Consider the following 13,506-nt stretch of genomic DNA (forward strand, 5'->3'; position numbering starts at 1 on the left):
TGTCCCGGGTCTCAGCGCCCCTGGTAGCGCGCCGCCGTCGAACGGGCCGAGCCGAGCTTGCCGTAGAGCTGCCGTCCTGGGCATTCCGTGGCGAAACCGTCCCGGTGACCGGAGATCACGTTCAGTCGTACGTTCTTTCCTTTTCGGTAGAGATTGCCACCGCCCGACTTCAGGTATGTCTTTCCTTTGGGATTGACCCCGTAGAGACCGAGCTTCCAGGCCGTCAGGCGCGCGATGGCGTTGACGGCCGCGGCGGGCGGCTTCGAGGAACCGAACGTACCGATGACGGCGATCCCCATGCTGTTGGTGTTGAAACCGAGGGTGTGGGCGCCGAGGACCGGCTTCGCCACTCCCCCGGCTCGGCCCTCGTAGATGTTTCCGCATCGGTCGACGAGGAAGTTGTAGCCGATGTCCCGCCAGCCCATGCTCTTGACGTGGTAGCGGTAGATACTGCGGATGACCGAGGCGGCCTGTGAGCACTGGTACTTGTTGCCGCTGGCGGTGTGGTGGACGAAGGCCGCCTTCACCTTCTTCGTGTAGACGAAGTTCTTCTCGCGCAGCGACTCGTCGGCGCCCCAGCCGCGGCGGGTGACGATGCGGGGGCGGGGGCCGATGTACGGCTTCGCGCGCTGACTCGCCGTCAGCTCCGGGCCGCGCAGGGAGAAGAGCTCGCTGACGGTGCCGGCGCGGTCCAGGGCGGGGATCTCGGCGGCGTCCAGGGGGGCCAGGTCGGCGTTGGCGGCGGCGGCCTGGGTGCGGGCGTCGGGGGCGGTCACCGGGCCCGGGAGCGCACGGGAAGCGGAGGCGCCGGGGAAATCCGGGAAGCCGGGGATGCCGGGGATGTCGGGGTTCTCGGGGCCCGTAGGGGCTTCGGGGATGCCGAGGGTGTCGGGATTCTCGCGGCTCTCGGGGTTCTCGGGGGCCGCAGGGGCTTCGGGGACGTCGATGGCTTCGGCGGATTCGTGGGCACCGCCCGGGTCGACGAGTTCCAGGCGGAGGCCTGCGGGGAGGCCGGGGCGGGCGGACGCCGTGCGCGGGCCACGGGCCGTCTCGTCGGTGCGGGTGGTGGCGGGGCGGTCCTCGGGGTGGACCCGTACCTCCACGCCGTCCGAGTCGCCGACCCAGAGGGGGGCGGTGGCGCCGCGCAGGTGCGGGGAGGTGGCTTCGGGGGTGTCCGGGTCGGCGCCGTGGTCGGCGTTGTGGGTCTCCACGTCCTGCCAGCCGGACCAGTGGGTCGTGCCGGCGGTACGGGTACGGACCTGGACCCGGCCGTGGAGTTCGGCGCCCGGGTCGTCCCAGACCACGCCGAGGAGGGAGAACGGGTGCACACCCCGGCGGGGCAGGCCCTGGTCGGCGGAGCCGCCGAGGGCCCGGTCGCGGGCGAGGGGGGAGAGGGGCAGGGACTGGGTGCTGCCCGGGAGGTCGGGGGCGGCGGCGGTGCCGGGGGCGCCCGGGGTGTCCGGGACGGCCGGCCGGGACGCGGCCCGGGCCGTGGCGGCCGCCGCCTGCGCCATGGGGGCGGGCGGGGCGGGCGCCGCGACGGCGGGCGGGGCCAGGGGGAGGGCCAGGGCGGCCGCACAGGTGACACCGAGTGAGGTAGCAAGCAATCGAGGCATGCCCCTGATCCTGGACATAGTCATATAAATCTGTCCATTGGGGACTTGACGGGGCGTCGGGAAGGGTTGGGCCGAAACGGTGGCGCGGGGAGCGGGCGGGTTCCGCCGAACCGGTGGTGCGGGGTGGGGGCGGTGCGGAGTGGGGCGGGATGGGCGGGCGTACGCTTCGCGCGTGACTGCCACCGATCGCACCCCTGCCGACCTGCTGCGTTCCGCGCTCGCCGCGGACCCCTCGCGCCCGCTGGTGACCTTCTACGACGACGCCACGGGGGAACGTGTCGAATTGTCCGTGGCCACCTTCGCCAATTGGGTGGCCAAGACGGCGAATCTCCTTCAGGACGGGATGTCCGCGGAGCCCGGGGACCGGGTCGCGCTGCTGCTGCCCGCGCACTGGCAGACGGCGGTGTGGCTGATCGCGTGTTCGTCGGTGGGCGTGGTCGCGGACGTGGGCGGGGACGCCGGGCGGGCGGACTTCGTGGTGGCCGGGCCCGGGGCGTTCGAGGAGGGGCTGGCGTGCCGGGGGGAGCGGTACGCGCTGTCGCTGGCGCCGCTGGGGAGGCGGTTCGTGCCGGGGCCGCCGGAGGGGTACGCCGACTACGCGGTGGAGGTGCCGTCCTTCGGGGACCGGTTCGTGGCGTACGCGCCGGTGGATCCGGAGGAGGCGGCGCTGATCGTGGCCGGGGCGGAGTTCACCGGGGCGGAGCTGGTGGAGCGGGCTCGGGGGGATGCGGAGGGGCTGGGGCTCACGGGGCCGGGGTCGCGGCTGTTGTCGGGGCGCGGGTACGACACGTGGGAGGGGTTGAGCGCGGGGTTGTACGCGCCGTTGGCGAGTGGGGGGTCGGTGGTGTTGTGCCGGAACCTCGATCAGCTGGGGGACGAGGGGTTGGCGAAGCGGATCGAGGACGAGAAGGTGACTGCTACGGCGAGGTGAGCGGGGGTTTGTGCGGCGGGTGCGGGTCCGCTGGTGCCGACCGGGGGTGGGTCGCGCGGCCCGGCGCTGACGGGGTGCCGCTGCGCCCACCCGTGCCGCCCCAGCGGCACGACTGCCCGCAGCTAGGCGGACATGCGACGCGCGTGACCGGGCCTACCTGAAAGGGGCGCGGGGAACTGCGCGACCAGCCCCCGCCGGCCCGCAGCCGGTGAACTACCCGGCACCCCCGCCCCCCTCCCCATTCGGCCCACCCCACCCCGCGACAAGCCCCCTCCCCCGGCATCCTCATAAGTGCACAGCCGTGATGCGTTCGGGGCGGTGGGAGGGTGGGCGGTGGCGTGAGTGGGAGTGCGGGCAGGGTGGCCGGGGTGTCCGGTGCCGGGGCCCGGGCCAGTGGGGTCGGGGTCGGGCGCCGGCGGCGACGCCGGTGGGTGTGGGGCGCCGGCATCGGTGCCGTCGTCCTCGTCCTCGCCCTGGGTGTCGTCGGTTCCGTGCTCTACGCCAAGCTCAACGCCAACATCACCCCGGACCAGGCGGCCGCCGCCGAGCTCGCGCGGTACGAGAAGGAGCGGCCCACCGCCCTCGTCAAGGACGCCCAGAACATCCTGCTCATCGGCTCCGATTCCCGCTCCGGCGACGGAAACGCCCGGTACGGGAGGGATTCCGGGACCGAGCGGTCCGACACCACGATCCTGCTCCACCTCAGCGGTGGCCGGCACAGCGCCACCGCCGTGTCGCTGCCCCGCGATCTCATGGTGGACGTGCCGGGCTGCCGCCGCCCCGACGGCTCCCGCACCGGGCCCGCGTTCACGATGTTCAACCACGCCTTCGAGACCGGCGGCTCCGCCTGCACCATCCGGACCGTCGAGAAGCTCACCGGCGTGCGCGTCGACCACCACGTCGTCGTGGACTTCAGCGGCTTCAAGGAGATGGTCGACGCCCTCGACGGGGTCGAGGTGTGCCTGAGCGAGCCCATCCACGACAAGGCCGCGAAGCTGAGCCTGCCCGCGGGGCGCGTCACGCTGAACGGGGAGCAGGCCCTGGGGTTCGTGCGGGCCCGCAAGTCGCTGGGCGACGGCAGCGACACCGACCGCATGGACCGGCAGCAGCGTTTCCTCGGCGCCCTCGTCAACAAGGTGCGCGGCAATGACGTCCTGCTGAACCCGGTGAAGCTCTATCCCGTGCTCGACGCCGCCACGTCCTCCCTCACCACCGACCCGGCACTGGCGAGTCTGCACGGTTTGTACGATCTTGTCCGGGGCCTGCGGGACATCCCCACCGACCGCGTACGGTTCCTGACCGTGCCACGGGAGCCGTACGCCTACGACGCCGATCGCGACCAGCTCGTGGAGCCCGCCGCGCGGGAACTCTTCCGGCGGCTGCGCGTCGACGCCCCCATCAGCGTGCGCCCCGAGGACGCGCGGGCGACGCCCGGAAACGGCACCGCGACGCGCGCCGCGCGCGCCCCCTCTCCTGAGCCGACGTTCAGCGGTCGTACGGCCGCTCCGGACTCCTGCGGGTAAAGCGCGCCCCAAACCGGCCCGCCCGGCGAACTTCTGTTCAAGGAAATAAGACGGATTGCCCGGTTGTAGGGACGTGGAATTTGTCACCGCCGTCGCTCCACGCCGAAGTGGGCGGATAGTGTGAGCGATCCGGTGCACCCGGCCGCGAGGTCCGACCTGGCGTCGTGCACCGAGTGACGAGTGACTGAGTGACCGAGACGACCCGAGCGCCTTTTGAAAAGAGGGGGAAGGCGCCGCGTGGCCCCGACGGAGGATTCGGACAACCGTGGACGCGCAAGGCCGTGGGCGGGCGGACAACATCGACCCCGCAGACCAGTGGGTGCTCAATCCGGACACCGGCGAATACGAACTGCGACTGACCCCTTCCGGACCGCAGTCGCCGGTCCCCGGACCCCGCCGAGCCGGTTCCCGGGGCGCCGGGTCCCGTAGCGCCGGATCCCCGGGCGCCGGGCCCCGTAGAGCGGCGACACCGGCGGAGGCGGGGCCGCGCGGCCGTACCGCCGCCCCCGAGCGGGACGCGCCCGGAACCGACGCACCCGACGTGCCCGGCCCGCGCCGGCGGCGGGGCGCGCCCGCCGACGAGCCACCGCCGGGACGGCGCGGGCGCCGGCCGGTGAAGAAGAAGTCACGGGCGAAGAAGATCATCCTGTGGACGGGCGGCGTCATGGCCTTCGTCCTGGTCGGGACCGCCGGCGCGGCCTACCTGTATCTGGAGCACCTCAACGGCAACATCAAGTCGGTCTCCGACGACGGCGCGAGCACCGGTGGCTTCAACAAGGACAAGGCCATCAACATCCTGCTGATCGGCACCGACAAGCGCACCGGCGCCGGCAACGAGGGCTACGGCGACGCCGGCAGCGTCGGCCACGCCGACACCACGATCCTGCTGCACGTCTCCCAGGACCGGACGAACGCCACCGCGCTGAGCATCCCGCGCGACCTGATCGTCAACGTCCCGGACTGCCCGACGCAGCAGGAGGACGGCACCACCAAGGTGATCCCGGGCAGCGACGGCGTCCGCTTCAACACCAGCCTGGGCCAGGACGGCCGTACGCCCAGCTGCACCGTGCGCACGGTCACCGAGCTGACCGGCATCCAGGCCGACAACTTCATGGTGGCCGACTTCAACGCGGTCAAGACGCTGACCACGGCGGTCGGCGGGGTCGAGGTGTGCCTCGCGAAGGACATCGACGACAAGGACTCGCATCTGAAGCTGCCCAAGGGCACGCACAAGATCGAGGGCGAGCAGGCGCTGGCCTTCGTGCGCACCCGGCACTCGGTGGGCTTCGGCGGCGACCTGAGCCGGATCCAGATCCAGCAGCAGTTCCTCAGCGCGCTGATGCGCAAGCTGAAGTCGAACGACACCCTCAGCAGCCCCACCAAGATGATCAAGCTGGCGGAGGCGGGCACCAAGGCCCTGACGGTCGACTCCCAGCTGGACAGCATCGACAAGCTGAAGGATCTGGGCATGGAGCTGGGCAAGCTCAACACCAAGAACCTGACCTTCACCACCGTGCCGGTGGCCGACAACCCGGCCGAGAAGGTCAAGGCCACCGTGGTGCTCCAGGAGGCCGCCGCGGCCTCCGTCTTCCAGATGATCAAGGACGACGTCTCCTTCACCGAGGTCAAGCAGAAGGCGCAGGCGTCGAAGAACGCGGCCGCCGCTGCCGCCGCCGCCCGGTTGAAGGGCCCCCAGTCCGCGGCCTCGGAGGTGCGGGTGCGGGTCATGAACGGCGGGGCCGCGGCCGGCAGCGCACAGTCCACTCTCAGCTGGCTGCAGAATGATGAGGGCGTGACGAAGTCCGAGAACGCGGGCAACGCTCCCGCCGCGCTGGCCAGGACGACGCTCGAGTACGCGCCGGACCAGGCCGACCAGGCACGCAAGCTCGCCGCCATCATGGGACTGCCCGGGACGGCGCTGAAGCCGGGCAAGAGTGTCACCAACGCCCAGGGCCTGCCGACGATGACGCTGACGCTGGGCAAGGACTTCAAGGGTGCGGGTGTCTCGCTGACGGCTCCGGCGAAGGTGCCGGACTCGGTCCAGAAGTCCACGGCGGACAAGGTCGCTTGCGCCAAGTAGGTCACGGCCAGGTCACGAATTGTCGTGAACCAGACGTGAACTGAGCACCACAAGTGACGCGGTGAACCCGTCACACGTCTTGTACAACGTGAGGGCGGGCCCGTGCGTCTGATGAACGCGGGGGTACCCGCGCGTGGCGCACGCCGGGGAGGGCAAGTTGGCGCAGAGCAGTGTGCGGGGGGAGGTTCCCGCGGTCGAGGACACGATGTCCCTCACGCCGCAGGAACCACGGACACCCGAGACGGAGGGCCGGCCCACCGGCCGCAGGACATCGCGCGGGCGACGCGTCCTGCGCTGGTCGGCGAGCGTGCTCGCGATGGTGATACTCGGCACCGCGGGCGCCGGTTACCTCTACTACGAGCACCTGAACAGCAACATCAAGAGCGAGGACCTGAACCTCGGCGACGCCAAGGACCGGGCGGCGCAGACCAAGGCGAACGCCGCGGGGCAGACCGCCCTGAACATCCTGCTGATCGGCTCGGACGCCCGTGACACCGCGGAGAACCAGAAGCTCGGCGGCGCGAAGGACACCTTCAACGGCACTCCCCTCGCGGACGTCCAGATGCTGCTGCACGTCTCGGCGGACCGCAGCAACATGTCGGTGATCAGCATGCCGCGCGACACCCTGCTGCAGATCCCCAAGTGCACCGACCCGGACGACGGCACGGTGTACCAGGCGAGCAGGGGCCGGCTGATGGCCAACGAGTCGCTCGGCCGCGGCGGCCCCGGCTGCACGGTGGCCACCTGGGAGAAGCTCACCGACATCCACATCGACCACTTCATGATGATCGACTTCTCGGGTGTGGTGTCGATGGCCGACGCCGTCGGCGGTGTCCCCGTGTGCGTGGACGCCAACGTCTGGTCGCACACCTCCAGCGGCAAGGGCTCCGGCCTGAAGCTGAAGAAGGGCACCACGTACATCAAGGGCACGCAGGCCCTCCAGTGGCTGCGCACCCGCTACGGCTTCGAGGACGGCAGCGACCTCGGCCGGGCCAAGGCCCAGCACATGTACATGAACGCGATGGTCCGCGAGCTGCGCGCCAACGCCAAGCTGACCAACCCCAACAAGCTGCGCAAGCTGGCCGAGGCGGCCACCAAGGCGATCGTCGTGGACGACGGCCTGGACACGGTCAAGAAGATGTACGACCTGGCGGGCGAACTGAAGGAAGTGCCCACCGACCGCATCACGATGACGACGATGCCCAACCGCTACGTCGGCGCCCGGGTGGAGCCCACGGACGACGCCGAGCAGCTGTTCCGGCTGGTGCGCGAGGACATCGCGCTGGACGGCAAGGACAAGAAGAAGACCACCGCCCCGGCCTCGGCGTCTCCGGCCGTGGCGGACCCGGCGGCGGCGAACGACCAGATCGCGGTGCAGGTCCTCAACGGCACCGCCACCGACACCCAGGCCGCGGCCCGCGGGCGCGCGAGCACGGTGGCCGAGCAGCTGACCGGCAAGGGCTTCACCAAGGCGGTCGCGGACCGGTCGGCGGCGACCTCCTCGCCGACGACGGTGGTGCGGTACCCGAGCGCCGATCTGCAGGGCGACGCGCTCGCCGTCGCCAAGGCGCTCGGCATCCCGGCGAGCGCGGTGAAGAAGTCCACCGACGTCTCGGGCGTCACGGTCGTCGTGGGCGCGGACTGGCGCGGCTCGGGGGACTACAAGGTGCCGGTCAAGGACGACACCACGCCGGACACGGCCCAGGCGATGAACGCCTCCGACACCGGCCAGTGCATGCACGTGAACCCGGGCTTCACCTGGTAGCCCGGGTTCCGTGGGAGCGCGCCGTCAGCGGGAGCTGAGCACCGCCGGGCGGCGCGAGGCGATGACCTTCCTGGCCAGCGACTTCGGGCTGGTCAGGAAGCCCCATCCCCACGACATGTGCATGGTGGCGAGGGCGACGGGGATCCGCAGCCGCGCCGCCACCGGCAGCCCCTTGCCGGCCGGGAGCGACCCGGCGACGATCGCGGCGAGATAGCCGGCGGGGATCACGAAGCCCAGCGGGGTGAGCGCGGCGCCGACGACGAGACCTGCCGCGATCGCGCACACCGCGGTCGGCGGGGCGAGGTAGCGCAGGTTGATGGAGCCCTCGTGGTAGCGGGCGACGACGTGCCGCCAACGGCCGTAGTCCTTGTACTGCTTGGCGAGCGCCTTCACGTTCGGGCGGGGCCGGTACGACACCTTCAGCTCGGGCGAGAACCAGATGAGCCCGCCGGCCTCCCTGATCCGGAAGTTGAGCTCCCAGTCCTGGGCGCGGATGAACTCCTCGTTGTAGCCGCCCTGTTGCTCCAGGGCCTCGCGCCGGAAGACGCCGAGGTAGACCGTCTCCGCCGGGCCGGCCTGCCCGCCGGTGTGGAAGGCGGCGTTGCCCACGCCGATCTTCGAGGTCATGGCGGCGGCGACGGCGTGCTCCCAGTCGTTCTCGCCCTCGGCGTGCATGATGCCGCCGACGTTCTGCGCGCCGGTCTCCTCCAGGAGCCGTACGGCGGTGGCGATGTAGTTCGGGGAGAGCATGCCGTGGCCGTCGACGCGGACCACGATCGGGTGGCGGGAGGCCTTGATCGCGGCGTTGAGGGCAGCGGGCGTGCGGCCGGTCGGATTGGGGACGGTGTGCACGCGAGGGTCTTCGGCCACGAGCTCGGCGGCGATCTCGTCCGTGCGGTCCGTGGACGGACCGAGGGCGATCACGACCTCCATCTCGCCGGCGTACTCCTGCGCGAGGATCGCTTGGACGGCTCCGCGCAGATGCCGCTCCTCGTTGAGGACGGGCATGATGACGGACACGGCGGGGAGCTGCACGTCGGACTTGGCGTTCATAGGGGGCTCACGTTACCGCGAACGGGGGACACGCCGACGCCCGCCGGGTGCGCTGCCGCCGGTCGACGATCGTATGGGCCTACGGTTCACACGGCTCCCCCCACGCCCGGCCGTTCCGGAGGTGTCCCCCATGCCCACCACCCCTCCCCGGTCCCCCGCCCGCCGGCCGTCCCGTCCGCCCGCGCGCCGGACGCCCGTACGGAGGAAACGGCCGCGCTGGGCCCTTCGGGCGGCGACGACCGTGTCGGTGGTGGTGCTGGCGGCGGCCGGCATCGGGCACTCGCTGATGGCGAGCCTCGACGCGGACATCGCGCGGATCGACCCCTTCAAGGACATGAAGAACCGCCCTCGGGCGGGCCACGGCATGAACGTGCTGCTGGTCGGCACGGACGGCCGGGAGCGGATCTCCGAGACCGAGCGCCGCCGCTACCGGCTGGGCGGCGCGCCCTGCCACTGCACCGACACGATCATGATCGTGCACATCTCGGCGGACCGGGAGCGGGCGAGCGTGGTCAGCCTGCCGCGCGACTCCTACGCCGAGACGCCCGCGCACACCGACCGGATCACCGGCGAGGAGCACCGCGGGCACCCGATCAAGCTGAACGCGGCGTACGCGGAGGGCGGGCCGCAGCTGACGGTCCGTACGGTCGAGAACATGACCCATGTGAAGATCGACCACTATCTGGAGGTCGACTTCACCAGCTTCATGAAGACGGTGGACGTGCTGGGCGGGGTCGAGATCTGCACGGCCGAGCCGCTGAAGGACGCCTACACCGGCCTGGATCTCGCGCCCGGCCGGCACACGCTGGGCGGTGGCGAGGCGCTGCAGTACGTCCGCTCGCGGCACACGGACGGCTCCTCCGACCTGGGCCGGATGAAGCGGCAGCAGCGCTTCCTGGCGGCCCTGGTGGACCGGGCGACCTCGTCGGGGATCCTGCTGAACCCGTTGAAGTTCCGGGACGTGACCCGGGCGGTGCTCGGCTCGGTGCGCGCCGACCGCGGCTTCGGCACCGACGAGCTGCTCGACCTGGGGCGGGCGATGCGCACCTTCTCGCCGCGGTCGAGCGAGTTCACGACCGTGCCGATCGGGCAGATGGGGTACGTCGTGAAGGGCATCGGCTCGACCCTGAAGTGGGACCCGGTGAAGGCGCAGCGCCTCTTCGCGTCCCTGCGCGACGACGAGCCGCTGGCCGTGGCGGGCGTCAAGCCGCGGCGTGAGAACGCGCGCGTGGTGGAGGTGGCCCCGGCGCGGATCCGGGTCCAGGTGGAGAACGGGACGCGGACGGCGGGCCTGGCGCGGCGGGTGGACGCGGGGCTGGCGGCGACGGGCTTTCGGACGACACGGCAGCCGGTCACCTCGGCGAGCCATGACGTGCGGCGCACGGTCGTGGTCTACGACCCCCGCTGGGACCGCTCCGCCAGGTCGCTCGCGGCGGCCCTGCCGGGCAGCGAGCTGCGGGCGGTGAAGGGGCAGGGGCCGACGCTGCGGGTGATCGCGGGGGCCGACTTCAGGGACGTACGCGCGGTGCGGGCGGAGGACCCGGCGCAGGGCGGCTCGGCGGTGGTGCGGGGCGACGAGGTGGGGTGTTCCTGAGCGGCTTCCCCACGGCGGGCGGTGCTCCGGAGGCGCAAGTTGCTCAAGTGGCCGCCAGGGACCGCCACTTGTGTCTAGTTTGGGTCGCATCACGATCAGCGCTGCCCGAAGGAGACCTGACGCCATGTCCGACCTCTCGGCGTCCCGCGACGAAGGCGTCGCCCGTGCCGCCCGACTCCGTAGCGACGTGTCCCATTCCGCCCGGATCTGGAACTACTGGCTGGGCGGCAAGGACCACTATCCGGTCGACGAGGAGGTCGGCGACCAGATCCTCTCGTTCGTCCCGGCCCTGCCCCGCTCCGCCGTCGCCGACCGGCAGTTCCTGGCGCGGGCCGTGCGCTTCCTCGCCGGAGAGGCGGGGGTGCGGCAGTTCCTGGACATCGGCACCGGACTGCCGACCGCCGACAACACCCACGAGGTCGCCCAGCGCGTCGACCCGTCCGCGCGGATCGTCTACGTCGACAACGACCCGCTGGTCCTCACCCACGCCCACGCGCTGCTCACCAGCACGCCCGAGGGCGTCACGGACTACATCGAGGCGGACGTCCACGACCCCGAGGCGATCCTGCGGGGCGCGGCCGCGACCCTGGACCTCGACCGGCCCGTCGCGATCACCATGCTGGGCATCCTGAACTTCGTCATGGACACCGACGAGGCGGTCGGCATCGTCCGCCGTCTGCTGGACGCCGTGCCGTCGGGCAGCTATCTGGTGGTCTCCCACCCCACCACCGAGGTGGACGGCGAGGCCATGACCCAGGCCGTGGAGTACTGGAACGGCCAGGGCTCGGCCCCGATGACCCTGCGCACCCGCGATGAACTCCTGCGCCTGTTCGAGACCACCGAACTGCTGGAGCCGGGCGTGGTGTCCTGCTCGCGCTGGCGCCCGGAGGGGCCCGCCGGGGAGATCGCCGAGGTGACGCACTTCGCCGGGGTCGGACGCAAGGCGTAGCTCAGGCGAGCAGCGGCTCCAGGGCCCGCTCCAGGTCGGCCGCCGCCCGGAAGTGCACCGTGCGCATGCCGAGGGCGGCCGCCGCCTCGACGTTCTCCAGGGTGTCGTCGACGAACAGGCAGCGGTCGGGCCGTACGCCCGCCCGCTCCGCCGAGAGTTCCAGGATGCGCGGGTCGGGCTTGGCCAGGGCCACCCGGGCGCTGCTGACGACGTCGTCCGCGAGGTCGGCCAGGCCCAGCTGGGCCAGGTCGGCCTCCAGGCCGAGGGTCGCGTTGGTGACGAGGACCAGGGGGACGCCGCGGGCGCGGACCCGGCGCAGCAGGGCGACCACCTCCTCGTCGGCGTGGAAGGGCGCCTGGAGCAGGGTGGCGCCGAGCTCCCAGGCGAGGTCCTCGTCCGCGACCAGGCCGGCCAGGCCCCGGGCGATGGACTCGACCCACTCCTGCTCGGTGATCCGGCCGAGCAGCACCGGCAGATCGGTCTCCGGGGCGAAGGCGATCTTCATCGTGGTGCCCTCGGCGAGCCCGGCGGCCCGCTCCAGCGCGGTCACGGCGGAGGTGTCGTAGTGCCGTATCACGTTGTCGACGTCGCACAGCACGGCGTCGAAGGGCGGCCGGGCGGCCCGGGAGCCGTCACTCACCCGACACCGTGACCTTCTCGTCGTTGTTGAGCTGCTCGACCAGCTTCTTCACCTTCGCCTTGTCCCAGACGAGGTTGCCGCCGGTGGAGCCGGAGATCGGCATGTTCATCGAGGTGCCGTCGCCGCTGTTGACGCCCTTCATCGCGAAGAACATCGAGCCCAGGTCCCACAGGCCCATGTCCTTGTCGACGATCAGGGAGTCCAGGCCGGCGCCCATCACCGGGTAGAACTTGAAGGGGTTCAGCACGGTCGACGGGGTCGCGACCTGGTGGGCGAGGGCGGCGAGGAACTTCTGCTGGTTCTTCGTGCGCTGGAGGTCGGAGGCGGCGAACGCGTGCCGGGTGCGGACGAAGGCCAGGGCCTCCTCGCCGTTCAGGGTCTGCTTGCCGGCCTGGAAGTCGGCGCCGGAGTACTTGTCCTTGAACGCCTTGTCGATGGTGATGTCGACGCCGCCGACCGCGTCCACGATGCTCGCGAAGCCGTTGAAGCCGATCTCGACGTAGTGGTCGATGTGCAGGCCGGTGTTGTACTCGATGGTGCGCACCAGCAGCTCGGGGCCGTCCATGGCGTAGGCGGCGTTCAGCTTGGTGTGCCGGCCCGTGCCCTTGTACGTCTTGCCGGACTCGGAGCCGACGAACGTCGGGATCTCCACGTCGGAGTCGCGGGGCAGCGATACCAGCGTGTCGCCGTTGTCGCCGACGTGCAGGATCATCATCGAGTCGGTGCGCTTGCCCTCGGCGGAGCCCGTGTGCAGCTCCTTCTTCTCCTCGGCGGACATGCCCTCGCGGCTGTCCGAGCCGACGATCAGGTAGTTCGTGCCGTCGCCGGCCTCGGGGCGGTCGATGACCTTGCTCAGGTCGACCTCGCGGCGCAGCTTGGAGTCGGCCCAGAAGTACGTGGCGACGGTCGTGACGACCAGCACCGCGGTCACGGTGATCGCGGTCCACTTGATGCGGCGGCGCCAGTTCGGCGCGGGGCGCGAGCCGCCGACGGGGCCTTCACCGCCGGGTCCGGCGGGGCCGCCGGGGGTGCCGTAGACATGGCCCGTGTTGTAGCCGCTGTCGTAGCCCGTCTGCTGGGCGTTGGTGTAGTCACCGTGGCCCTGGCCGCCCGCGTACGACGGCTGCGGCGGGACGCCGGGACCCTGCGGCGGGGCGGCCGGGCCACGGCGGACCTGCCGCATGACGCGGGCGCTCTCCGGCTGCGCGCCGGCGCTGCCGCGTCCGTAGCGGTCGCCGCGGTTGTCGTCGGACCATCCCTGGGGCCAATCGTTCATGGGCCCCAGTGTGCCGGGCGCGGCTGTGGACCTTACAAGGGCCGTCGGGGAATCAGGGCCGCGCTGTTGCCAACCTGAC

Annotated in this window: 10 protein-coding genes; 6 read left to right on the plus strand and 4 right to left on the minus strand. The window is 71.6% G+C overall.

Going from position 1 to position 13,506, the window contains the following annotated elements; translation table 11 throughout:
- Window positions 1–11: 11 nt before the first annotated feature.
- Window positions 12–1,616 (minus strand): peptidoglycan recognition protein family protein, encoded by a 1,605-nt coding sequence (locus tag ACZ5NW_RS29505; RefSeq protein ID WP_468747000.1) that lies wholly within the window; start codon window positions 1,614–1,616, stop codon window positions 12–14.
- 172 nt (window positions 1,617–1,788) lie between these two features.
- Between ACZ5NW_RS29505 and ACZ5NW_RS29510 the strand changes: the two genes are divergently transcribed.
- The 4 genes from ACZ5NW_RS29510 (at window position 1,789) to ACZ5NW_RS29525 (ending at window position 7,915) form a co-directional block, all read left to right on the plus strand.
- Window positions 1,789–2,547: a TIGR03089 family protein gene (locus ACZ5NW_RS29510; RefSeq protein ID WP_468747001.1), complete on the plus strand. Its 759-nt coding sequence runs from the start codon at window positions 1,789–1,791 to the stop codon at window positions 2,545–2,547.
- Between the two features lie 338 nt (window positions 2,548–2,885).
- Window positions 2,886–4,070, plus strand: a complete 1,185-nt coding sequence (locus ACZ5NW_RS29515) for an LCP family protein (protein ID WP_468747002.1) — start codon at window positions 2,886–2,888, stop codon at window positions 4,068–4,070.
- Window positions 4,071–4,335: 265 nt separating this feature from the next.
- Entirely contained in the window at window positions 4,336–6,150 is a 1,815-nt protein-coding gene (locus ACZ5NW_RS29520; protein WP_468747003.1) for an LCP family protein, read from the plus strand.
- Window positions 6,151–6,355: 205 nt separating this feature from the next.
- Window positions 6,356–7,915: an LCP family protein gene (locus ACZ5NW_RS29525; protein ID WP_468747340.1), complete on the plus strand. Its 1,560-nt coding sequence runs from the start codon at window positions 6,356–6,358 to the stop codon at window positions 7,913–7,915.
- A gap of 24 nt (window positions 7,916–7,939) precedes the next feature.
- On the opposite strand, the gene ACZ5NW_RS29530 is transcribed toward ACZ5NW_RS29525, so the two are convergent.
- Entirely contained in the window at window positions 7,940–8,968 is a 1,029-nt protein-coding gene (locus ACZ5NW_RS29530; protein ID WP_468747004.1) for a glycosyltransferase family 2 protein, read from the minus strand.
- Between the two features lie 130 nt (window positions 8,969–9,098).
- Here ACZ5NW_RS29530 and ACZ5NW_RS29535 point away from each other — a divergent pair, with 130 nt between their 5' ends.
- Window positions 9,099–10,562, plus strand: a complete 1,464-nt coding sequence (locus tag ACZ5NW_RS29535; protein WP_468747005.1) for an LCP family protein — start codon at window positions 9,099–9,101, stop codon at window positions 10,560–10,562.
- A 124-nt stretch (window positions 10,563–10,686) separates the two neighbouring features.
- Window positions 10,687–11,511 (plus strand): SAM-dependent methyltransferase, encoded by an 825-nt coding sequence (locus tag ACZ5NW_RS29540; protein WP_468747006.1) that lies wholly within the window; start codon window positions 10,687–10,689, stop codon window positions 11,509–11,511.
- 1 nt (window position 11,512) lies between these two features.
- On the opposite strand, the gene ACZ5NW_RS29545 is transcribed toward ACZ5NW_RS29540, so the two are convergent.
- A complete protein-coding gene (locus tag ACZ5NW_RS29545; protein WP_468747007.1) occupies window positions 11,513–12,151 on the minus strand; it encodes an HAD family hydrolase in 639 nt (212 codons plus the stop codon).
- Window positions 12,144–13,427: an LCP family protein gene (locus ACZ5NW_RS29550; protein ID WP_468747008.1), complete on the minus strand. Its 1,284-nt coding sequence runs from the start codon at window positions 13,425–13,427 to the stop codon at window positions 12,144–12,146. Before ACZ5NW_RS29550 ends, ACZ5NW_RS29545 begins: the two co-directional genes overlap by 8 nt.
- Window positions 13,428–13,506: the final 79 nt, after the last annotated feature.

The organism is Streptomyces sp. NPDC032126 (genome assembly GCF_055580085.1).